17 protein-coding genes and 1 pseudogene are annotated in these 22,986 nt (G+C 63.8%); 12 read left to right on the top strand and 6 right to left on the bottom strand.

The window, feature by feature from the left end:
• Positions 1–270 precede the first annotated feature (270 nt).
• Together AB7531_RS31995 and AB7531_RS31990 are read left to right on the top strand one after the other, a co-directional pair.
• On the top strand, positions 271–1,122 hold the full coding sequence (locus AB7531_RS31995) for a phosphatase PAP2 family protein (protein ID WP_187387768.1): 852 nt from the start codon (positions 271–273) through the stop codon (positions 1,120–1,122).
• A gap of 811 nt (positions 1,123–1,933) precedes the next feature.
• Positions 1,934–3,367, top strand: coding sequence for a hypothetical protein (locus AB7531_RS31990; RefSeq protein ID WP_231144420.1), 1,434 nt, complete (start codon positions 1,934–1,936; stop codon positions 3,365–3,367).
• Positions 3,368–3,595: 228 nt separating this feature from the next.
• Here AB7531_RS31990 and AB7531_RS31985 read toward each other — a convergent pair whose 3' ends face one another.
• The gene (locus AB7531_RS31985; RefSeq protein WP_063984646.1) at positions 3,596–5,335 is read right to left on the bottom strand and encodes a methyl-accepting chemotaxis protein; all 1,740 of its coding nucleotides are present in this window, start codon (positions 5,333–5,335) and stop codon (positions 3,596–3,598) included.
• 219 nt (positions 5,336–5,554) lie between these two features.
• On the opposite strand from AB7531_RS31985, the gene AB7531_RS31980 reads away from it, so the two are divergent.
• The 4 genes from AB7531_RS31980 (at position 5,555) to AB7531_RS31965 (ending at position 12,039) form a co-directional block, all read left to right on the top strand.
• Entirely contained in the window at positions 5,555–6,937 is a 1,383-nt protein-coding gene (locus AB7531_RS31980; protein ID WP_063984645.1) for an ethanolamine ammonia-lyase subunit EutB, read from the top strand.
• Positions 6,938–7,089: 152 nt separating this feature from the next.
• Entirely contained in the window at positions 7,090–8,676 is a 1,587-nt protein-coding gene (locus AB7531_RS31975) for a B12-binding domain-containing radical SAM protein (RefSeq protein ID WP_063984644.1), read from the top strand.
• A gap of 6 nt (positions 8,677–8,682) precedes the next feature.
• Positions 8,683–9,465, top strand: a complete 783-nt coding sequence (gene eutC / locus AB7531_RS31970) for an ethanolamine ammonia-lyase subunit EutC (protein ID WP_063984643.1) — start codon at positions 8,683–8,685, stop codon at positions 9,463–9,465.
• A gap of 207 nt (positions 9,466–9,672) precedes the next feature.
• Positions 9,673–12,039, top strand: a complete 2,367-nt coding sequence (locus tag AB7531_RS31965) for an efflux RND transporter permease subunit (RefSeq protein ID WP_063984642.1) — start codon at positions 9,673–9,675, stop codon at positions 12,037–12,039.
• A gap of 28 nt (positions 12,040–12,067) precedes the next feature.
• On the opposite strand, the gene AB7531_RS31960 is transcribed toward AB7531_RS31965, so the two are convergent.
• Positions 12,068–12,901, bottom strand: coding sequence for a hypothetical protein (locus AB7531_RS31960; protein ID WP_063984641.1), 834 nt, complete (start codon positions 12,899–12,901; stop codon positions 12,068–12,070).
• 75 nt (positions 12,902–12,976) lie between these two features.
• Positions 12,977–13,474 (bottom strand): hypothetical protein, encoded by a 498-nt coding sequence (locus tag AB7531_RS31955; protein ID WP_063984640.1) that lies wholly within the window; start codon positions 13,472–13,474, stop codon positions 12,977–12,979.
• A 452-nt stretch (positions 13,475–13,926) separates the two neighbouring features.
• Here AB7531_RS31955 and AB7531_RS31950 point away from each other — a divergent pair, with 452 nt between their 5' ends.
• The 6 genes from AB7531_RS31950 (at position 13,927) to AB7531_RS31925 (ending at position 20,085) form a co-directional block, all read left to right on the top strand.
• Entirely contained in the window at positions 13,927–14,160 is a 234-nt protein-coding gene (locus AB7531_RS31950; RefSeq protein ID WP_063984639.1) for a hypothetical protein, read from the top strand.
• 191 nt (positions 14,161–14,351) lie between these two features.
• A complete protein-coding gene (gene hpnC, locus AB7531_RS31945; protein WP_063984638.1) occupies positions 14,352–15,236 on the top strand; it encodes a squalene synthase HpnC in 885 nt (294 codons plus the stop codon).
• Entirely contained in the window at positions 15,226–16,065 is an 840-nt protein-coding gene (hpnD, locus tag AB7531_RS31940) for a presqualene diphosphate synthase HpnD (RefSeq protein WP_063984637.1), read from the top strand. The genes hpnC and hpnD overlap by 11 nt, the downstream gene beginning before the upstream one ends.
• Positions 16,065–17,321, top strand: coding sequence for a hydroxysqualene dehydroxylase HpnE (gene hpnE / locus AB7531_RS31935; RefSeq protein ID WP_063984636.1), 1,257 nt, complete (start codon positions 16,065–16,067; stop codon positions 17,319–17,321). The genes hpnD and hpnE overlap by 1 nt, the downstream gene beginning before the upstream one ends.
• 50 nt (positions 17,322–17,371) lie before the next feature.
• Entirely contained in the window at positions 17,372–19,339 is a 1,968-nt protein-coding gene (gene shc / locus AB7531_RS31930; protein WP_063984635.1) for a squalene--hopene cyclase, read from the top strand.
• Entirely contained in the window at positions 19,336–20,085 is a 750-nt protein-coding gene (locus tag AB7531_RS31925; RefSeq protein WP_063984634.1) for a phosphorylase, read from the top strand. Before shc ends, AB7531_RS31925 begins: the two co-directional genes overlap by 4 nt.
• A 70-nt stretch (positions 20,086–20,155) precedes the next feature.
• On the opposite strand, the pseudogene AB7531_RS31920 reads toward AB7531_RS31925, so the two are convergent.
• The 3 genes and pseudogenes from AB7531_RS31920 to ispH form a co-directional block, all read right to left on the bottom strand.
• Positions 20,156–20,401 (bottom strand): annotated as a pseudogene (locus AB7531_RS31920) (ROK family protein); the annotation flags it as partial.
• Between the two features lie 68 nt (positions 20,402–20,469).
• Positions 20,470–21,630, bottom strand: a complete 1,161-nt coding sequence (gene hpnH, locus AB7531_RS31915; protein ID WP_063984632.1) for an adenosyl-hopene transferase HpnH — start codon at positions 21,628–21,630, stop codon at positions 20,470–20,472.
• A gap of 35 nt (positions 21,631–21,665) precedes the next feature.
• The gene (ispH, locus tag AB7531_RS31910; RefSeq protein ID WP_063984631.1) at positions 21,666–22,592 is read right to left on the bottom strand and encodes a 4-hydroxy-3-methylbut-2-enyl diphosphate reductase; all 927 of its coding nucleotides are present in this window, start codon (positions 22,590–22,592) and stop codon (positions 21,666–21,668) included.
• Positions 22,593–22,986: the final 394 nt, after the last annotated feature.

Here is a 22,986-nt window from a genome sequence, read left to right as displayed (position 1 = left end):
TGTATCCAACTTGATAAACACGCGTTTGTTGTGATTCTATTAATGGTTGTGTATTCATTTGCACTCTCGTAATGCAGGGAGTGGCCGCAAATGGCGCAGGATTCTTGTGGGAAGTCGTCACATTCAAAGTAGAGAAGCACGACGCAAGACGAAATCGTTTCTCTGCGGCTGTTCCAGCTGAATTGGGCTCTCATCACCATGGTCTTGGGGAGCTTTTGTCTCGGCCTTTTGCTCACCGAATTCCGCATTGAGTGGTGCAGCTACCTCACTATGCTCGGAATCGCCGCGCTGTATGGTACCGTCGGCCATCTCAATGCGAGATCCGCGGCCGGAGACCCCAGGATCTACGCCACGCTCCTGATGCAGGCCCAATTCATTTCGATGATCGTGCTGATCACTTCGCTCGGTTACGTCGCAGCTTCTGCGAACCTGCCAATGCAGGAAGAAAATCTGCTCACGCTTGACCGCAGGCTGGGATTGGATTTCCGGGCCTATCTCGGTGTCGTAAACGACCAGCTTCAGTTACGCTGGGCGTTTGAGCAAACCTATAATTCCATTCAATGGCAGCTCGTCATCCTGATTCTAATCCTGCCGTTGTTCGGCCACCATCGGCGCGCGGCGGAGTTCGCGCTTGCCTTCGCCATAGCGCTGATCGTGACCACCATCATCTCTACGCTTGTGCCGGCGACTGGTGTCTATCACGCTCTTGGACTCGTGCCGAGCGACCATCCCAATGTCGAACCAGTTGTCTACTACGGGACTCTGAAAGAGCTTCCACTCGTGCGCGACGGCACTACCAGACTGCTCAACGCCTATCTCCTGGGGCCTATTCTGACGTTTCCGAGCTTCCATGCCATTTCCGCGGCACTTTACGCTTGGGTCTTTTGGCCGTTTCGTTGGCTGAGGGCCGTTGGTCTCTTGTGGAATGCCGTTATGGTCGCAGCGACTCCAATTGGTGGTGGCCATTTCTTTGCTGATGTTGCCGCCGGATTGATCATAGCCGTGGCGGCGACATACGCGGTGCGCCGTGTTGGAAAATATCTTACGAGCGATCGGCAGAAGCAACAAAAGACTCTGATGCCGCCAGATCCCCTAAACGCGCCGATTTTGAGAGTGCAATGAGACTTCGGCTACGTATCATTTTCGACGGTGGTTTTCGGTTGGTTGATGTCCGCTCTACCCACAAATCGGCGGAAGCTGGATGAGCAGTTCTTGCGCCGCGCATCCTTTGGCGGCTGGCGCAATGCTGCGCCAGAATAGCTCGCAGCTGACTCGAGACGAGCGAACGAAACTCGATGACATCGCACATTTCGAGCAGCGGCTGCTGTTGGCGGACCTGCGAGAGGGCGCCCCGATGTGATTCTCGTGGATGCCTATCTGCTGAGTGCGGCCCGTTTCGATGGGTTGGCTTGGGACACCAATTCGGACCCCGAACTCTGGGTGGAATTGAGTCATTATCGTGAAGTTGAGGACTCCCGGCGGCCGCGTTCAAATTTTGGTTGCTCAATCCAATTCGGAACGCCAGTTCGTTTCATTCGATCTGCGCTGTTGATGGCATAGGACTTCCGATCAGCAGCCGAATCGGTTCGTCGATCTTGCCCAGCGCGGTTTGGGGATCGAGGTACTCAATATCATCGACGAGCTGCGCCGGCGAAGCGTTCCTCGATCATGGGGCGATGCTCGGCGTCCTTCAGCACGACGCGTAGCGACTTCGGTAGCAATTGCCAGTGCGGAGCACTCGATTGCCGGCGGGGCGGGTAGCGCCGCTCAGCTGCGACTTCTCGTAGCACAATAGTAACGACTGCCGGTTGAGAATGGCCCATCACGCCATGGCAGGTTCACGCGGGTGAAAGAGAATAGATCGCCTCCTTCCAGGGAGAGCGCCCTGGCCCTGCTAGGAACCGACTTCGGCACGCATCAGCGGCAGTTTGTCGTGATCGCGATCCTGCTGACGGCCCTGCTCGTCCAAATACCTGTCGTTCTCAACGCGGATGTGGGCTGGCTTCTGACCGTCAACGAAAAAATCCTGGACGGCCGAAAGTTTGGGGTCGACCTCTTCGAGTCCAATCCGCCTCTGTCGGTCTACATGTACATGCCGGCGGCGATGCTCGGGCGAATGACCGGCATTGCACCCGAGTTCATCGTGATCGTCCTGGTGATCGCCGAGATATCAGGCGCGCTTTTTGTGATCGATCGCGCGGCTGCGGCCGCGAAGCTGGGCGCTCGGGAGAGGAGTCTTTCAACCTGGTCGTTTGCGTTTCTGCTCGCAATTCTTCCGGGCACCATCTTCGGACAGCGTGAACACATCGCTGTCATCGCGCTGACCCCTTTTGTCGCCATCACCGCGCTGCGCTGGCGCGGGCTCGATCCCGGACGGGTCGCGATCCTCGCTGGCGTAGGGGCGGGGCTGGCCATGAGCATCAAGCCGTTCTTTGCCCTGGTGGCCGGCCTCCCGATCATTCTGAGCGCCCTCCGCCAGCGGTCCTTCAGGCCCTTGTTCACCCCTGAAGCATGGACGGCCGCGATTGTCGTAATCAGCTACGGGGCGGTGGTTGTTGCCGTCTTCCCCGCTTATCTCTCCACCTATGCCCCGATGGTCGCCGAAGCCTATTTGCCGATCAGACGGGAGCTAAGTGCCCTGCTTCCTATTCCGATCGCCGTGATCGGCGCTTCTCTTGGGTTCTTGCGTCTGAGCGGTCCTCAAAACCTCAAGATGGGGAGCGCCGCAATCCCTTGGCTTGCCGCATCGGTCGGCGGCGCCGCGAGTTTCCTGCTTCAAGGCAAGGGATGGCCATACACGGCCTTCGCGCTCTGTCTGTTTGCGATTACCGCACCGTTGCTGCAGGTTGGCACCAAGACGTTGCGGGCGCCTGTTGTGATCGGCGGCCTTGCGACCGTCGTCGCCATCGGGCTCTATTTGTCATCACCAGCCCCGGGATTTCCGCCGCTGCAGGCGCGCGTCCAGGCATATGTGAAGCACCCGCGGCTGCTGACGATTACCGATCACATCGGCCTCGGGCATCCGCTCGTCCGCCAGATCGACGGAGTTTGGGTGGGCAGCTCTTGTGCGCAGCTGCTGGCCGCCGGCGCGATGCTGCGCGAGAACAGCTCGCAACCAAGCGAAGGTGAGCGAGCAAGATTGGACAGCATCATCGAGTTCGAGCGGCAGCAATTGCTGGCGGACGTGCGAAACGGGCGCCCCAACGTCATTCTCGTTGATACCTCTCTGCTGAGCTCGTTCCCGTTCGATTGGCTGGCCTGGGCCAATTCGGATCCCGAGCTCCGGATGGAGTTAAGCCGCTATCGTGAAGTCGAGGATGTCGGCCGCGTTCGAATATTCGTCGATCAATCGAATTCAGAACGCTGATCCCTGCGTTCGATGGCAGGCTGCCAATGCCGGAGCGGGGACTGGCGTGCCATCGCGATGATGACATCATGCCGGTGTTTTGCCCGACGAGTCAAATAGGATTCGTAAAATCCGCAAGGCGTCGAGTGGGGCGGTCAAGCCATTGATATCGTTATCCCCGGCTACTGTGCATGGGGTTGTTTTCGCGTTTTTTGTGAGAGCGTGAGCCCGCCGCGGGTGTGCGCGCTCTTACCCCGCCTTGGCGACGCGGCTGTCCGCGGAGCCCGATCGCAGGTTCTGGAAAAACGTCTCCACCTCCCGCGACAGCGTGTCCGCCGTCTCCGTGAGGCTGCTCGCCGCCGTCAGCACGGAGGCTGCCGCCGTGTCGGTCTCGCCGATGGCGTCGCGCAGCGAGGTGATGTTGGCGACCAGGGTCTCGTTGCCCTGCGCGGCCGATTGGGCGTTGGACGAGATCTCGCGCGTGGCGGTGTCCTGCTGGCCGATGGCGCCGGCGATTGCCGAGGTGACGTCGCTGATCTCGCGCACGGCGCCGCCGATCTCGCGCACGGCATCGACCGCGTTGCGGGTGGACGCCTGGATCATCGAGACGTTCTCGCCGATCTCGGCGGTCGCCTTGGCGGTCTGACCCGCCAGCGCCTTCACTTCGTGCGCGACGACGGCAAAGCCGCGGCCGGCGTCACCGGCGCGCGCGGCTTCGATGGTGGCGTTGAGCGCGAGCAGATTGGTCTGCTCGGCGATCGCCTGGATCAGGTTGAGCACGCCGTCGATGCGCTGGGTGGCGGCCGCGAGGCTTTCGATCTCGGAGATCGACTTCTCGGTGCGCTGACCGGTCTGCTCGACCGCGCCTGCGGACTGCCGGACCTGGCGGCCGATCTCCACCACCGACGCGGACAGCTCCTCGGCTGCGCCTGCCACCGCCGTGACGTTGTGCGAGGCCTGCTCGGTGGCGTTCGCCGCGGTGCCGGCGCGGCTGCTGGCATCCGCCGTGACGCGGGTGATGGTCTGTGCCGTCTCGCGCATGACGGAGGCGTTGTCGCTGAGGCCGCGCATGATCGCGCCGATCGCCTCGCCAAACGCCTCGACGGATTGCTCGATGTGGCGGGCGCGCTGCTCGCGCGCGGCGGAGTCCTGCGAGACCTGCGAGGCGAGATTGCGGTTGCGGCCCATCGCGTCCTGGAAGATCTGGATGGCGCGTGCCAGCGCGCCGATCTCGTCGGCGCGGTCAGAGTGCGGCACCACGACATTCTCGGCGCCGTCCGCGACCTGCTCGATGGTCGCGGTGATGGCGGAGAGGGGACGGGCTATCGAGCGGGCGATGATGACGATGCCGATCACGACGAGGGCCAGCGCCACGCCGCCGAGGCAGGTCAGCACGAAGGAGAGGGTGCGATTGGTCTCGGTCTCGTGCGCGATCTGCCTGGCGCGCTCGGCATAGACCTTGGACAGCGCCTCGAGATCCTTGTTCAGCGCCGAGCGCACGGCGCGATTGGCGTCGTTGTCGCCCCATTCGCGGCCCGCGGCCGCATTGATCTCGACGCCGCGGCGCACCAGCTCCTTGCGGAACTCGACGAACTGCTCGATGCGCCTCTTGAACGTGGCAAACTGCTCGGCATCGTCGGCTTTGACGATGGTCTCCCAGCGCTTCACGACATCGAGGATCTGGGCGTTGAACTTGAGCAGGCCTTCGCCGTATTTCTTCACGACGGCCGGTTCGGTCGACATGTAGACGCCGCGCGATTCCATCACGACCGCGTAGACCAGCGAGTTGACCCGCTCGACATTGAGTGCTGCGGCGTTCGCCGTCTCGATCGCGCTCGTCAACTCGGCGCTGCGGCGGCTGTTGTAGTCGGACAGCATCGCGATCGCCGCCGTGAGCAGCGCGAACAGCGCGAAGATCGCGTAGAGCTTGATCGCAAGCGTGAAACGGCCTGCCACCCCCGTGGCATTCCCAGAACGGTCGGTTGTCATGCTTTTCAGAGGCCCCAATGGCCGGCAGTGGCCGGAGAGCGCGGTCGTATAAAATTGATGCAAAACTATGCAGAATGAAGATGGACGCCGTCTTAACGCCGTGGCCCGGCCCCTTCGTCCTTAGTCAAAAGAAAGGTAAGATATTTCAGTGTCTTGATCTGGGTATAGTTTGGGATCGCGCTGATGTCGGCCACTGGCCGATGAACCCCGGAGGGGCCTTTGGTCTACCGCCACACCATCGACGCCACGACCTACACATTTCCGGACCTGCGCGACCTGCTCGCCAAGGCGACGCCGCCGCGCTCCGGCGACCGGCTGGCCGGGATTGCCGCCGCAAGCGCCGCGCAGATGATCGCGGCGCGGATGGCGCTCGCCGACGTCCCGCTCGGCCAGTTCTTGCAGGAAGCGGTCATCCCGTACGAAGCCGACGAGGTCACCCGCCTCGTCATCGACAGCCACGATGCCAGGGCATTCGCGCCGGTGGCTTCGCTGACGGTCGGCGCCTTTCGCGACTGGCTGCTGTCGGATGCGGCGACATCCGAGGTTTTGCGCAGGCTGGCGGGCGGCATCACCCCGGAAATGGCGGCCGCGGTCTCAAAGCTGATGCGCAACCAGGATTTGATCCTGGCGGCGCGGAAATGCGAGGTCACCACCGCCTTTCGCAACACCATTGGCCTGAAGGGGCGGATGAGCACGCGGCTGCAGCCCAACCATCCCTTCGACGACGCCAGGGGCATCACCGCCTCGATCCTCGACGGCATCCTGTTAGGGGCCGGCGATGCCTGCATCGGCATCAATCCGGCCAGCGACGATCCCGCGGTCATCGGGCAATTGCTGCGGCTGCTGGACGAGATCATCGCGCGGCTGAAGATCCCGACGCAAGCCTGCGTGCTGACCCATGTCACGACGACGCTGTCGCTGATCGGGCAGGGCGTGCCGGTCGATCTCGTCTTCCAGTCGGTCGCCGGCACCGAGGCCGCCAACCGCAGCTTTGGCGTCGACCTCGCGCTCCTGAAGGAGGCGCAGCAGGCCGGCCTGTCGCAGAAGCGCGGCACGGTCGGCGAGAACGTGATGTATTTCGAGACCGGCCAGGGCTCGGCGCTGTCGGCGGGCGCCCATCACGGCGTCGACCAGCAGACCTGCGAGGCGCGGGCCTATGCGGTCGCCCGCGCCTTTGCGCCGTTGCTGGTCAACAGCGTGGTCGGCTTCATCGGCCCGGAATATCTCTACGACGGCAAGGAAATCATCCGTGCCGGGCTGGAGGATCATTTTTGCGGCAAGCTGCTCGGCCTGCCGCTCGGGATCGACATCTGCTACACCAACCATGCCGAGGCGGACCAGGACGACATGGACAATCTGCTGACGCTGCTGGCGGCCGCCGGCGTCACCTTCATCATGGGTGTCCCCGGGGCCGACGACGTCATGCTGAACTACCAGTCGACGTCTTTTCACGACGCGCTCTATGTCCGCGACGTCTTCGGCCTGCGCCGCGCGCCGGAATTCGACGACTGGTTGGTGCAGTCGGGGATCGCGGGCGCCGATTTCCGTCTTGCCGGCGACGCAGGCCTGCTGCCCGATTTTGCCTCACGGCTGATCGCGTGACGCGGCGGGAGCGCCCGGCGGCTTGAGGAAACCATTGGTCCCTCTCGGAATTATGGTCCTGCCACAATATTGAGAAATTCCGGCGACAGCATTACGCTATGTGTCTGGCTGGCAATTTCCGCAGCTATGTCGACCGTGGCGGGGGAGCTTTGATGCGAGCTGAAAGTAACGGTACGGCCCGGCGGATTCTGTGCGTGTTTCCGCGGTACACTTCGTCGTTCGGGACGTTCGAGCATTCCTATCCATTGACCGACGGCGTCTGTGCCTTCATGCCCCCGCAGGGGCTTTTGCTGCTCGCGGCCTATCTGCCCGAGGAGTGGGAGGTCAAGTTCGTCGACGAGAATCTCCGTCGCGCGACCAACGAAGAGTTCGCCTGGGCGGAGGCGGTCTTCGTCAGCGGCATGCACATCCAGCGCCAGCAGATGAACGACATCTGCCGCCGCGCCCATGAGTTCGATCTGCCGGTCGCGCTCGGCGGTCCCTCCGTCAGCGCCTGCCCGGACTATTATCCGTCCTTCGACTATCTTCATGTCGGCGAACTCGGCGACGCCACCAATCGGCTGATCGAGATTTTGGCGCGCGACGCGTCGCGTCCCGGGGAGCAGGTGGTGCTCACCACCAAGGACCGCGTGCCGATGACGGAGTTTCCGATCCCGGCCTACGAACTTGCCGACGTGAAGAAATACTTTCTCGGCAGCATCCAGTATTCCAGCGGCTGTCCCTATCAGTGCGAGTTCTGCGACATCCCCGGCCTCTACGGCCGCAATCCGCGCCTCAAGTCGCCCGAGCAGATCATCGCCGAGCTCGACCGCCTGCGCGAATGCGGGATGACCGACACGGTCTATTTCGTCGACGACAATTTCATCGGCAACCGCAAGGCGGCGATGGACCTGCTGCCGCATCTGATCGAATGGCAGAAGCGGACCGGCTATGTGGTGCGGCTCGCCTGCGAGGCGACGCTCAACATCGCCAAGCGGCCCGAGATCCTCGAGAAGATGCGCGAGGCCTATTTCATCACCATCTTCTGCGGCATCGAGACGCCCGATCCCGACGCCCTGAAGGCGATGCACAAGGACCACAACATGATGGTCCCGATCCTCGAGGGCGTGCAAACGATCAACTCCTACGGCATGGAGGTCGTGTCCGGCATCATCATGGGGCTCGACACCGACAAGCCGAACACGTCGGAGGCGCTGCTGGCCTTCGTCGAGGAGTCCCGGATTCCGCTGCTCACGATCAACCTGCTCCAGGCGCTGCCGAAGACGCCGCTGTGGGACCGTCTGGAGCGCGAGGGACGCCTGATCGAGGATGACGGCCGCGATTCCAACGTCGACTTCCTGTTGCCCTATGACGAGGTCGTCGCATCCTGGAAGCACGCCATGGGCGTCGCCTACGAGCCCGAGAGGGTCTACGCGCGCTTCCAGTATCAATGCGACAACGTCTATGTGCACCGCCTGAAGATGCCGACGCCGGACGAGATGAAGACCTGGCCCAACATCCGGCGTGGGCTCGTGATGCTGCGCAACATCTTCTGGAAGGTCGGTGTGCTCGGCGACTACAGGCGCGTGTTCTGGAAGTTTGCGCTCGGGCGCATCAAGCGCGGCGACCTCGAGGGACTGATCGGCTGCACCTTGATCGCGCACCATCTCATCACCTTTGCGCGCGCGGCCTCCAGCGGCAGGCAAAACGCCTCGAACTATTCGATCCGCCTGCGCGAGGCCTCCGTTCCCGCCGAATGACGCGACATGTCTGATCCGGCCGTCCCGCGCCGCCCGACCCTCGATCTGCGGTCGCTGACGCCTGCGCGCGTCGCGCTCGGCCGCAGCGGCGCGAGCGTGCCCACAAGGGCCTTGCTCGATTTCACGCTGGATCATGCCCGCGCCCGCGATGCCGTGCATGCAGTGTTTGACACGCCGCGTCTGGTCGCAGATCTCCGCGCGCTTGGCCTTATCGTCACCGAGGCGCGGAGCCAGGCGGTCGACCGCAGGGATTATTTGCGGCGGCCGGATTTGGGACGACAGCTCGATGCCGGCTCGGTCGAATTGTTGGCACGACATGCCTCGGAGCTGTGCCAGCTCGCGGTCGTGATCGGCGACGGCCTGTCGGCGGCGGCGGTCCACGCCCATGCGGTGGCGTTGGTGTCTCACCTGCTGCCGCTGCTCGCGGAAGGCGACGACGTCGCGATTGGACATGTCGTTGTCGCCTCAGGCGCGCGCGTCGCGCTCGGCGACGAGATCGGCGCCATTCTCGGTGCGCGCATGGTGGTGACGCTGATCGGCGAGCGGCCGGGCCTGTCCGCGCCCGACAGCCTCGGCGCCTATCTGACCTTCGCACCGAAGCCGGGCCGCACCGATGCCGAGCGCAATTGCGTCTCGAACGTCCACAAGGCCGGGTTGAGCCATGACGAGGCCGCCTTCAAAATCGCTTGGCTTGTTCGCGAGGGGCTGGCGCGGGAGGCCACCGGCGTGGCGCTGAAAGACGAGAGCGGCGATCCTCCCGCTCGAATCGGGACGATCCGGCCGGAATGACCGGTATCAAGGGTCGAAATCGCCGCATGTTGATCCAATTTGTGCGCTTGCGCGCGCTTGCGAGAGGGCGTTTGGACCTGCTAAACCCCTCGCGGCGATTTTCCGCGCATTTTCAAAGGGCAAGCCTCCCATCTGTATGGCATTTTCAAGCCGTTCGCGGGACGCAATAAGCTCACAGACCCGAGCCGATTAGGAACTGGACAAGGCATGCTCGAAAAGCACCGCGAGAATGAGGTTCATGTCGACAAGGTCGAGCAGGGACCGACGTCCTCGATCGCCTTCGGGCTCGAGCGCATCGGGCTGATCGCCGTCCGGGCGCCGATCGTCTCCTGCATCGTTCTGCTCGCCCTGATCGTCGGTGCCGTGTTCGGCATTCACCGGATCAAGATCGACGATTCGCTGTCCCAGCTGTTCCGGTCCAACACGCCGGAATTCCGCCAGTATGAAGCGGTGACAAAGAAGTTCCCGGCCGAGGAATTCGACGTCCTCGTCGTGGTCGAGGGCAAGACCCTCCTGGCGCGGAATAACCTCGAGAAGCTGCGCGACTTCGTCACCGACATGCAGCTGGTCGAAGGCACGCGTGGCCTGGTCTCGCTGTTCTCGGCGCGGCAGGCGCCGGCGCCGGGCAGGCTGCCGGCGGCGCTGTTCCCGCCCGAACTGCCCGAGGGCGCGGCCTATGACAAGTTCGTCGAGACCGTCAAGAACAACGAGATCATCCGCGGCAAGCTGTTGTCGGACGACGGCACGCTGGCGCTGATCGTGCTGTCGCTCGATCCGGAGGTGGTCGCCTCCAACAAGCTGACCAAGACCGTCGGCGACATCCGTGCGCTGATGAAGGAAGACCTCGGCAATACCGGCCTCAACGTGCAGCTCTCCGGCGTGCCGGTGATGCAGCTCGAGATCCGCAACGCGGTCGAGCGTGACGGGCTGACCTACAACATCCTCGGCATCCTCGCCGGCTGCGTTATCGCCATCATCTTCTTCCGCAAGATCTCGTTCATGGTCGCGGCGGCGTTCCCGCCGATGATTGCGATCCTGCTGGCGCTCGGTGCGCTCGGCTGGGCCAATTTCAATCTCAACATGTTCCTGAACGTGATGACGCCGCTCATCATGGTCATCAGCTTCTCCGACTCGATGCAGCTCACCTTCGCCGCGCGCGACCGGCTGATCGCGGGCCAGGACAAGTTCACCGCGTTCAAGAACGCGGTGCTGGTGGTGGGCCCGGCCTGCGTGCTGACGCACGGCACCGCCGGCATTTCCTTCATCGCGCTCCAGTTCTCCGACTCCGACCTGATCCGCAAGTTCGGCGAGGCGGGCCTCGCCGCCACCATCATCGCGCTGGTCGCGGTGTTGTCGCTGGTGCCGGTGTTCGGCGTGCTGTTGGTGCGCAACGAGAAAGTCTTTGCTTCCAAGTTCCAGAGCGCGGATGCCGGCGTGCAGGCGCTGCGCAATTTCTGCTACTGGATCGCGGTCCGCATGGTGGGTCGTCCCGGCCTGTTCAGCCTGATTGCGGTGTTGTTCGTCGCGGGCCTCGGCGTCATCTACGCCAATCTGGAGCCGCGCTACCGGCTCGCCGACCAGGTGCCGGACAAGCGCCAGGCCGTCGCCGCCAGCGACCGGCTCGATGCCAAGCTCACCGGTGCCAATCCGGTCAACGTGCTGGTCCAGTTCCCCAAGGGTGAGACGCTCTACTCGCCGGAGACGCTCCAGACCATCGCGGACGTGCATGCGACCGTCGAGAAAGCCGCCGGTGTCGGCAACGTCTGGTCGCTCGAGACCCTGCGTCGCTGGCTCGCGGACAAGGCCGGCAGCGCCGACGTCGCGACGCTGAAGGAATATGTCAACGTCATCCCCGAGCATCTGGTCCGGCGCTTCATCGACGCCGAGCAGGACGCCGTCGTGGTCGCAGGCCGCGTGCCGGACAAGGATTCCAGCCAGCTGCTACCGATCGTCGACAAGCTCGATTCCGAACTTGACGCCGTCCGCAAGAAGCATCCCGGCTACGAGATCGCGGTAACGGGTCTTGCCGCGATTGCCGCGCGCAACTCGGCCGGCATGATCGAGAAGCTCAACCGCGGGCTCACTGTCGAATTCGCGCTCGTCGCGATCTTCATCGGCCTTGCCTTCCGCTCCTGGGTCGTGATGTTCGCCTGTATCCTGCCGGGCATCTTCCCGGTGGTGATGTCGGGAACGGTGCTGTGGGCGATGGGCGAGGGGCTGCAATTTGCCAGTGTCGTGGCGCTGACCGTTTCGTTCGGCCTGGGCTTGAGCGCGACGATCCACTTCCTCAATCGCCTCAGGCTGGAGAGCAAGCCGGGCGTCGGTTCGGCGCTCGCGGTGGAGCGCGCGACGGTGCTGGTCGGCCCGGCGTTGATCCTGACCACGCTGGTGCTGGCCTGCGGTCTCGTCGTCACCGTGTTCTCCGACCTGCCGTCGCTGCGGCTGTTCGGCTGGCTCAGCGCCTTCTCGATGGTGATGGCCCTCGTCGCCGACCTCTTCATCCTGCGGCCGACGGCGATGTGGCTGATCAACCTGCACGCCAAGCTTCAGGGCCCCGACAAGCCGGCGATCTGAGCGGGCGGCGGCATACGCCGCCCCTTGCTCACGCCTCGACCCGGACGATCCCGTACGGATTGAACTTGAAATCGTCCTCGGCGTAGTCCTGCTCCCGCGAGAGCGTAAGCTTGCGATCGCGTAGCGTCGCTTCGATGCCGCGCTCGGCCATGGCGTTGGCAAGCTCCTCCATGAGCAGCACCGCCGACCATTCGTTGCCGCGCGATTTCGCGACATAGATCTCCGGCAAGCCGACGAGGTGATAGCCGACGGTCTCGTAATAGCGATCGCCGCCGAGCGGACGCTTGGCGAAAGCAAGACGACACGCCTTGGCGACGGCGAGGGTCATGCCAAGGTCCTGACTGGTCTTTGCGCCCTTGCGTGCCTGATCGCCGAGACTGCGCCACCGCTCGAGGCCGTGGGCAACGCCGGCGCTTTCGCCCTTCACGGCGGTGGCGCCGGCTTCGATCATCTCCTCGACGATGCGCAAGGCCGCCGCCGAAAAGGCGACTGCTTTCTGCTGCTCTAGCGGCGGGCTCAGCAAATAAAGCACCGCTTTGTGGTTGACCACGGCCGCTTCGTCCGCGGCAGACCAGGCTTTCGGGAAGACGCGGTCCCAGCACACGCCGAACGACCACTCCATGTGCGGATCGGGCTTGGCCTGCGAATAGGTGCGGTCGATCTCGAAGTTGAAATCCGCGATTGTCTTGGCCACCGCCTTCGGCGGGTGCAGCAGGCTCTCGTCCTTGCCGAGGAAGCAGAGCACGTGACGCGGTTTTACCGACGAAGGCTGCATGCTCGTACCCTGCTGGTCATTGGCGAAGGCGCGGCTGGTTACGAAGAGCCCGGCGGCCTTGAGCAGATGTCTGCGAATTGGGTCCATGTCCGTAACAATGTCAGCAAAAAGCCCCCGGCTCGCGAGAACCGGGGGCGTGTTCCTCTCGAAGCGGGAAGGGTGTCAGCCCTTCGTCATCGTGATGTTGACGCCGCGGATCTCGCCCTTCGAGCTGATCTGCACCGTCTGCTTGGTGCCGTTGGTGCGCAGCGACAGGTTGGCGGCGAAGCCGTTGGCCTCGACGAACACCTCGATCTGGCCTCCGCCGGCGGTGCCCTGGAGATTGCCGAAGATGTTGCGGTTGGTCTCGCTCCAGTTGCCGGAGATTCGCTCGCCCTGGCTCGTCACGTCGCTGGTGAGGTCGAACTTGTAGCTGTCGGACGCGCAGTGAAGGGCCTGCTTGAGGCTGAGACCGGTGCCGGCGACCTTGTAGTCGGCCTTGCAGCGGATGCGCTCGGTGCTACCATCGGACAGCGACACCGTGCCGGTGCCGCTCCACGCACCGTCGAAACCTGCAAACGGTCCGGACGACTGAGCATGGCTTGCCGAGACTGAGAAGAGCAGCGCAGCCCCGATGCCGGCCGCCTTGATTGCCTGTCCAGATCGCCCAATGAATTGCATTTTGAATATCCCGTTTTCGAGCGACGTTCGCTTAGGATGAACGTCTCGCCACATCGAAAGTTTAGTGTTCCGAGCCTGTGTCTGGTTCAAAGCCTGACAGCCAGGGACGGCGGTTCACGACGCCGTCGCGCCAGGTCAGGCTGCGCGATTCTCTCTGTTTCGCTGTGTTTCTCGCGGGAAAAGCAGGGCGGAGAGATGCAGCTCTGCAACAGGTACGCATCAAAACGCAGTGTGCCAGAATTATGACGTAGTATCAATCTGTTACATCTGCCAATGAAGAGCGAGGGAAGACCCGATTTGGTGGCTGTGGCGCCAATTTGGCCGCATTTGCCAGTGCTTGTGCCTTCTCCGAGGCCGCACGTTCCGCGGCGACTTGCCATCAGAACAATCCGTTCCGGTCGTTCGCCCTGTCCGGGATCGGTGCGGTTCTGCCGTCAGAATGAAGGAATACAATGCGTAAGCTTCTCGTCGCTCTCACCCTACTGTTGGCATCCCTTTCGACGGCGGCATTCGCCCAGGCAGGACGTGGCACAGACGCGGAACAGAAGGCCTGCACGCGCGATGTGCAGAAGTTCTGCCGTCCGGTCATCGACCAGGGCGATTTCACCATCCTGGCCTGCCTCAAGGAGAACCGGGCCAAGATCTCGCAGGCCTGCGACCAGGTCCTGAAGACCCACAACCAGTAAGCTCGGCCACTGGCCCACAAGGGCGGCCCGGGGGCCGCCTTTTCGGGCCGGATCCGGAAGGGCAGCCATCGAGAGACAGGATTGGTTTTGCGGCCGTATTCCCCTATATGGGGGCCGCGGCGGCATCGCCGGCATAAGCCCGCGCGAGCGAAAAAGCCCTTCCTGTCCAAACGATTGTAAACCAGCCCTCGATGACCTCTGCGAGCGAATTGCGATCCGGCAAGGGTGACCGCGACGAGAATTTTCCCGTCGCGTCCTGGATCATTCATCCGCGCCATCGCGCGCTGATCCTGGCGTACTACAATTTCGTCCGCACCGCCGACGACATCGCGGATCACGCGACGCTGCCTCCCGACCAGAAACTCGCTTATCTCGACCTGCTCGAGGCGGAACTGCTCGGCGAGGGCGACACCCAGGCCGAAGCCGTCATTCTGCGGCGGGCGCTGGCCGAGCGAGGCATGGCGCCGCGCCACGCGCTCGACGTGCTCATCGCGTTCCGCATGGACGTCACCAAGCTGCGCTACGAGAACTGGGACGAGGTCATCCACTATTGCCGCTACTCGGCGATGCCGGTCGGCCGTTTCATGCTCGACGTCCACGGCGAGAGCACGTCGACATGGGCGGCCTCGGACGCGCTCTGTGCGGCGCTCCAGATCAACAACCACCTCCAGGATTGCGGCAAGGATTTTCGCGAGCTCAATCGTGTCTATCTGCCGCGCGACGCGCTGGCCGCGAGTGGCGCCTCGGTCGAGCAGTTGGGGCTGACGCAGTCGCCGCCGGCGATGCTGGCCTGCCTTCAGGCGCTCGCCGTGCGTAACGCAGCCCTGCTCGACGAGGGCAGATCGCTGAGCGCGGAGATCCGGGATTTCCGCCTCGGCGTCGATGTTGCGGTGATCCAGGCCTATGCCGATCGTATCGTGCGTCTGTTGAAGGTGCGCGATCCCCTGCGCGAGCGCGTGCATCTGAACAAGTTCGAGCTTCTCACTTTCAGCCTCGCCGGCATGATCGGCGAAGTCGGCCGCCGCGCGATCGGACGCAAGGCCATTTCCAGACCGGGGACTGCACATGACGCTTGAGGCGACCTCGCCCAGCGCCAATTACGGCTCGACCGCATCGAACAGCTCCTTCTACGCTGCGATGCGCATCCTGCCGCATGACCAGCGCGAAGCGATGTTCCAGATCTACAGCTTCTGCCGACAGGTCGACGACATCGCCGACTCCGACGGCCCGCGCGACGAGCGGCTCGCCGCGCTTCAGGAGTGGCGCAACGACATCGACGCGCTCTATCAGGGCCATCCGCCGCCGCGGCTGAAGGACTACGTCGCCTCGGTGAAGACCTTCGGCCTCAAGCGCGAGGATTTCCTTGCGATCGTCGACGGCATGGAGATGGACGTGCCGCAGGACATCCGTGCGCCCGACATGGCGACGCTCGATCTCTACTGCGATCGCGTCGCCAGCGCCGTGGGGCGGCTGTCGGTACGGGTGTTCGGCCTGCCCGAGGAAGACGGCATCCAGCTCGCCTACCATCTCGGCCGCGCGCTCCAGCTCACCAACATCCTGCGCGACATCGACGAGGACGCTGGCCTCGGCCGGCTCTATCTGCCGCGCGAGGCGCTGCTGCATGCCGGCATCACCTCCAACGACCCGAACCGCGTGATCACCGAGCGCGCGCTGCCGAAGGTCTGCCAGTCGCTGACGCAGCGTGCGAAGGCGCATTTCGAGAAGTCTGACGAGATCATGAACCGCAACAAGCGCCGCGCCGTGCGCGCGCCGCGGATCATGTCGAAGTATTATCATTCCATCTTGGATCTCCTGATCGCGCGCGGCTTCAACGCGCCGCGCGAGCCGGTGCGTGTGTCGAAGGTCACGCGCATCCTGATCCTGCTCCGTTACGCTTTCATCTGATGCAAAAGACAGCTCATATCATCGGTGCTGGAATTTCCGGCCTCTCCGCCGCCGTGCGGCTCGCCAATGCGGGCTTCAAGGTCGCCGTCCACGAGGCGACGCACCAGGCCGGCGGCCGCTGCCGCTCCTATTTCGACGGCGCCACCAATCTCACCATCGACAACGGCAATCATCTGCTGCTGTCGGGCAACAGCCATGCGCGCGCCTATGCCCGCTCGATCGGCACCGAGGCGGGCCTCGTCGGCCCCGAACGCGCGCAGTTTCCGTTCGTCGACATCAAGACCGGGCAGCGCTGGCAGATCGATCTCGGCGATGGCCGGCTGCCGACCTGGGTGCTCGACGAGAGCCGCCGCGTTCCCGACACCGGGCTCAGCGATTATCTCAAGCTGGCGCCGCTGATCTGGGCGTCGGAGGAGACGCTGGTCGGCAAGTCCATTCCCTGCGAAGGCATCCTCTATCAGCGCTTGGTGCAGCCGCTGCTGCTTGCGGCGCTCAACGTCGATCCGCCAGAGGGCTCGGCCGGGCTTGCCGGCGCGATCGTGCGCGAGACGCTGCTTGCTGGCGGACAGGCGTGCCGGCCGCTGATTGCGCGCGACGGCTTGAGCGCCGTGCTGATCGAGCCTGCCGTGAAGTTCTTGCAGGAGCGCGGCCACACCGTTCAGCTCGGCCATGAGCTGCGTTCGTTTACGACCGGTGACGGCAAGGCTAGCGCGCTGAATTTCGGCGGCGAGGATGTGATCCAGCTCGGTGAGGGCGATGTCGTCGTGATGGCAGTGCCGCCGCGCGCCGCCGCGAGCCTGCTGCCCAGGCTGAAGACGCCGACCGAATTCCGCGCCATCGTGAACGCGCATTTCCGCTTTGAACCGCCGCCCGGTTCGGCGCCGATCCTCGGCGTGATCGGCGGCGTCGTGGAATGGCTGTTCGCGTTCCCGAACCGGCTGTCCGTGACCATCAGCAATGGCGACCGCCTGGTCGACATGCCGCGCGAGGAACTCGCGCAGGCGATCTGGAACGACGTCTGCAAGGCGGGCGGGGTGTCCGGCGAGCTGCCCCCCTGGCAGATCGTGCGCGAGCGCCGTGCCACATTTGCGGCGACGCCGGCCCAGAATGCCCTGCGTCCGGGGCCGGCCACTGCGCTGAAAAACCTGTTTCTTGCCGGCGACTGGACTGCTACGGGATTGCCTGCAACCATCGAGGGATCGGTGCGGTCCGGTGATCGCGCCGCCGATCTGGTTTTGGCCGCAAAGCGGCCCTGACGGGCAAAGTCCCGGTCAATTTCAATCGACTATCGGAGCAATCGAGCGACATGGATGCCGTGAACGCGACCAGCCGCGAAGCCTTGGAATCGGGCGTCCTGGAATCGAGCATTGCGTCGGCGACGCAAGGCGTTCTCGGCTTCCAGCAATCCGACGGCCATTGGGTGTTCGAGCTCGAGGCCGACTGCACGATTCCGGCCGAATACATCCTGCTGCGCCATTATCTCGCAGAGCCCGTGGACGCCGTGCTCGAGGCCAAGATCGGCAATTATCTCCGCCGCGTTCAGGGCGCCCATGGTGGCTGGCCGCTCGTGCATGACGGCGAGTTCGACATGAGTGCGAGCGTGAAGTCCTACTTCGCGCTCAAGATGATCGGCGATTCCGTCGACGCCCCGCACATGGTGCGTGCGCGCGAGGCGATCCATGCCCGCGGCGGCGCGATCAACAGCAACGTCTTCACGCGCTTCCTGCTTGCGATGTTCGGCGTGGTGACCTGGCGCGCGGTGCCGGTGCTGCCGATCGAGATCGTGCTGCTGCCGTTCTGGTCGCCGTTCCACATCAACAAGATTTCCTACTGGGCCCGCACCACCATGGTGCCGCTGATGGTTCTTGCCGCGCTGAAGCCGCTGGCGAAGAATCCCAAGGGCGTCGGGATCGACGAGCTGTTTCTCCAGGATCCGCGCTCGATCGGCATGACCGCGAAGGCGCCGCACCAGAGCATGGCCTGGTTCGTGCTGTTCCGCGCGCTCGACGGCATTCTGCGCGTGATCGAGCCGATGTTTCCGAAGAGCCTGCGCCAGCGCGCGATCGATGCGGCGCTCGCCTTCACCGAGGAACGCCTCAACGGCGAGGACGGCATGGGCGCGATCTATCCGCCCATGGCCAACATCGTCATGATGTATGACGCGCTCGGCAAGGACGAGAATTATCCGCCGCGCGCGGTCACGCGCCGGGGCATCGACAAGCTGCTCGTGTTCAACGGCGACGAGGCCTATTGCCAGCCCTGCGTCTCGCCGGTGTGGGACACGACGCTGACCGCCCACGCGCTGCTGGAAGCCGGCGGTGACATAGCCCTGCCTGCGGCCAAGCAGGGCCTCGACTGGCTGATCCCGAAGCAGGAGCTCGAGGTGAAGGGCGACTGGGCGGTGAAGCGGCCCGAGGTACGCCCGGGCGGCTGGGCCTTCCAGTACAACAATGCCTATTATCCCGATCTCGACGACACCGCGGTGGTGGTGATGTCGATGGACCGCATGCGACGCGAGCACGGTGCGACCGGCTATGACGCCGCGATCGACCGCGGCCGGGAGTGGATCGAGGGCATGCAGAGCGACGACGGCGGCTGGGCCGCCTTCGACGTCAACAACCTCGAATACTATCTGAACAACATCCCGTTTTCGGATCATGGCGCGCTGCTCGATCCGCCGACCGAGGACGTCACCGCGCGCTGCATCTCCATGCTGGCCCAGCTCGGCGAGACCGAGAAGTCCAGCAAGCATGTGGCCGACGGGGTCGCCTACCTCAGGAAGACCCAGCACCCGGAGGGGTCCTGGTATGGCCGCTGGGGCATGAACTTCATCTACGGAACCTGGTCGGTGCTCTGTGCCCTCAACATGGCCGGCGTCCGCCATAACGACCCGATGATTCGGAAAGCCGCCGACTGGCTGGCCTCGATCCAGAACAAGGACGGCGGCTGGGGCGAGGCCGCCGTCAGCTACCGTCTCGACTACAAGGGCTGGGAGGCGTCTCCCTCGACCGCCTCGCAAACGGCATGGGCCTTGCTTGCCCTGATGGCTGCTGGCGAGGTTGATCACCCGGCCGTCGCCCGCGGGGTGGAGTACCTGATTGCAACACAGAACAAAAAAGGACTGTGGGACGAAGAGCGGTACACCGCCACAGGCTTTCCTCGTGTATTCTATCTGCGTTATCACGGTTACCCGAAGTTCTTCCCGCTGTGGGCGTTGGCGCGGTATCGGAACTTGCGGAACACCAACAGCAGGGTGGTAGGGGTCGGGATGTGACTTTGGGGACGGGGGACTATCTGACCGTGGGTAATGCCATCGACCCGCGGCCGATATTGATCGTGACTGGACTGGTTCAGGAGGCCCGTATCGCGGCTGGGCCCGGAATGGCGGTCATTTGCTCGTCGAGCAGCCCGACCCAGTTGCGGGCGCTTCTGACGGTGGTGGATCCCGAGACGATTCGCGGCGTGATCTCGTTCGGCGTGGCCGGCGGGCTCGACCCGACGCTGCGCTCCGGCGACGTCGTGCTGGCGACCGAGGTGCTCTCCGGCGATACCCGCTGGGCCGCGGGCCTGTCGCTCGGCGACGACCTGATCGACCGTCTGACGTCCGGGCGCCGCCGCGTCGTGCGCGGCAGCCTTGCCGGCGCCGAGGAGGTGGTCACGAAGCGGTCCTGCAAGGCGGCGCTGCATTCGGAAACCGGCGCCTCTGCCGTCGACATGGAGAGCCACATCGCGGCCGCCTACGCCGCCGAGGCGGGGCTACCCTTTGCCGCGGTCCGCGTCATCAGCGATCCCGCCCATCGCGCGCTGCCGGCGCTCGCCCGCGCCGCCATCAAGCCGAACGGCCAGATTGATCTCGCCGCCGTGCTCCGTGGCATCGTGCGCAATCCGACCACGCTGCATGCGCTGGTCTCGACCGGCATCGACTTCAACCGCGCGCTGCGTAGCTTGCGCGGCTGCCGCGACTATTTGATCGGCACCGAGCTCGTCGACAGCGAGGCCCTGGTCTCCAAGGCGGCCTGAGCTCTTGATGCGATAAAGCAAAAGGCCCGGTCGCCATTGGCGACCGGGCCTTTTGCGTTTTGGTGCCTACTCACTCGGTCGCCTCCATGCGGTTTCGGTCCACGACCCACAGCGTCCGTCGCATCATGCCTTCGACAATTGCCGCCGACTCGCTTGGAAGCAGATAGATCGCCGTGGACTTGAGCAGCCATGGCAACACCGCTTGCTCGAGCCGCTCCTCATAGGCGCGGCGCATCATGTCGAATGCCTGCAGGCCGGGTCCCGCCAGGATCACATGGTGTGGGCGCAGCACGGATATCGTTGCCGCGGGGCGTTCGCGCCGAAGATGAAAAGGCCCGGTCGCGGTGGCGACCGGGCCTTTTTCGTTCGTACCGACTCGCGTGCTTACGCGGCAGTCGAAGCCTTGCGGGCCGCCTTCTCCTGCGCCGCGGCCGCCTCGTCCTTGCGGATCTCCGACAGGCGCTTCTGCACTTCCGCCGAGAAGATGTACTGCGCCGGACGCTGCTTGGTCATGTCGATCTCGGGCGCCATCGGGCCCGTGGTCCTGATCCCGCGCAGCGACACCCACATCGCCTTCAGCGGGTGGCTGATGGCAGCGGTCGCAGCCGTCGGCTCGTAGCCGCAATGGGCCATACAGTCGGCGCACTTCTCGTACTTGCCGGTGCCGTAGGTTTCCCAATCGGTGGTGTCCATCAGCTCCTTGAAGGTCTTGGCATAGCCTTCACCGAGCAGATAGCAGGGCTTCTGCCAGCCGAAGATGTTGCGCGCGGGCATGCCCCACGGCGTGCACTCGTATTCCTGGTTGCCGGCGAGGAAGTCCAGGAACAGGCCGGAATGCATGAAGTTCCACTTCTTGCCCTTGCCCATCGCGAAGACGTCGCGGAACAGCTTCTTGGTCTTGGTGCGGTTGAGGAAGTGCTCCTGGTCCGGCGCACGCTCATACGCATAGCCCGGCGACATCGAGACGCCGACACCGAGCTCGACGGTGAGGTCGAGGAATTTCGCGATCTCCTCGGCCGGATGGCCGTCGAAGATGGTGGCGTTGACGTTGACGGTGAAGCCGCGCGCCTTGGCCGCCTTGATCGCGGAGACGGCGCGGTCGAACACGCCCTTCTGCGACACAGCCTTGTCGTGATGGTCCTTCAGGCCGTCGAGATGCACGGAGAAGAACAGGTACGGGGAGGGCGTGAACAGGTCGAGCTTCTTCTCGAGCAGCAGCGCGTTGGTGCAGAGCGAGACGAACTTCTTGCGTTCGACCAGGCCACGCACGATCTCGCCGATCTCCTTGTGGATCAGCGGCTCGCCGCCGGGAATGGCGACCATCGGCGCGCCGCACTCGTCGGCCGCGTCCCAGCACTCCTGGGCGGTCATGCGGCGGTTGAGGATCGCATCCGGATAATCGATCTTGCCGCAGCCGACGCAGGCGAGGTTGCAGCGGAACAGCGGCTCCAGCATCAGCACGAGCGGATAGCGCTTGCGGCCAAGCAGTTTCTGCTTGAGCAAATAGCCGCCGATACGCATTTCCTTGAAGAAGGGGATAGCCATTACAAGTTTCTTTCTGGGCTAGGAATTCGGGTGGGTCAGCTCGCAGCCAGTTCGGCCGGAAGCCGGAATTCGATGTTTTCCTCGCGGCCCGGCAGCACCGAGACCTTGACTGGTCCGATCCGCCGCATCGCTTCGATCACGTCATCCACGAGTACCTCAGGCGCCGAAGCGCCGGCCGTGACGCCGACGGTCTTGGCATCTTTCAACCACTCCGGATTGAGCGCGCTGCCGTCGGCAATCAAATAACTCGCGACGCCGGCCTCAGTGCCGATTTCGCGGAGCCGGTTCGAGTTCGAGCTATTGGCAGCGCCCACCACCAAGATCACGTCGACCAGCTTGCTCAAGTCCCTTACCGCAGATTGGCGGTTCTGTGTCGCATAGCAGATATCCCGGATATCCGGGCCTTGAATATCTGTAAAGCGGGCCTGGAGGGCCGCAATAATGTCCTTGGTGTCGTCGACCGACAGGGTGGTCTGGGTGATGTAGGCCACTGGCGTATCCGCCTGCAGCGTCAAGGCCTTAACCTCTTCAACGCTTTGGACAAGCAGCACCGGGGCGGGAACCTGGCCCATCGTGCCCTCGACCTCGGGGTGGCCGGCATGGCCGATCAGGATCAGGGTGCGGCCCCTGGAGATGTAGCGTTTCCCCTGATTGTGAACTTTCGTGACCAGGGGGCAGGTGGCATTGAGCACCGGAAGGTCGCGCGCGGCAGCCTCTTCCTCGACGCTGCGGGCGACGCCATGGGCACTGAAAACGGTCACGGCTTTCGGCGGAACCTCGGACAGTTCCTCGACGAAGATCGCGCCCTTGTTCTTCAGGCTCTCGACCACGTACTTGTTGTGCACGATCTCGTGGCGCACGTAGACGGGCGGGCCGTACTTCTCCAGCGCCCGTTCCACGATCTCGATCGCACGCACCACGCCCGCGCAAAAGCCGCGCGGCTGCGCTAGATAAACTTCCATAGGACGCCCATCACGCAATTTGCACCAATCCGCTTCTCAAGTCCCCGGCGGCACTTCGATACTGTCCAATGAGTTGCAATAACCGCACCATTGGTTTCGCGCACGCGGTAACCGCCCACCCTACTTGGGCCCCGGCGCATGGAGGCACAGCACTTTGTGTCAAAAAATCGGCAAAAAGGAAAGACCGGATGAAACCCTGGTTCCGTTACCGTGCGCATCCGCGGTATTATAATAGGGCATGCGCTCTGAGCAAAATGGCGACATTTGTGCTCACCGCTTCGCCACTTTCCCGCCTCAAGTCACCGGCTATACCGACCGCCCCGCATGATTTTGCCTAGGTCTGTCGCCGTTTACCTCGAACCTTCGTGCGGCGAGAACCACTCAAAACAGCAAT

The organism is Bradyrhizobium sp. 63_E2_N1_3 (assembly GCF_052076005.1).
Lineage (GTDB): Bacteria > Pseudomonadota > Alphaproteobacteria > Rhizobiales > Xanthobacteraceae > Bradyrhizobium > Bradyrhizobium barranii.
Note: the sequence above shows the minus strand (reverse complement) of the source record. Positions and strands in the feature narration are given on the sequence as shown.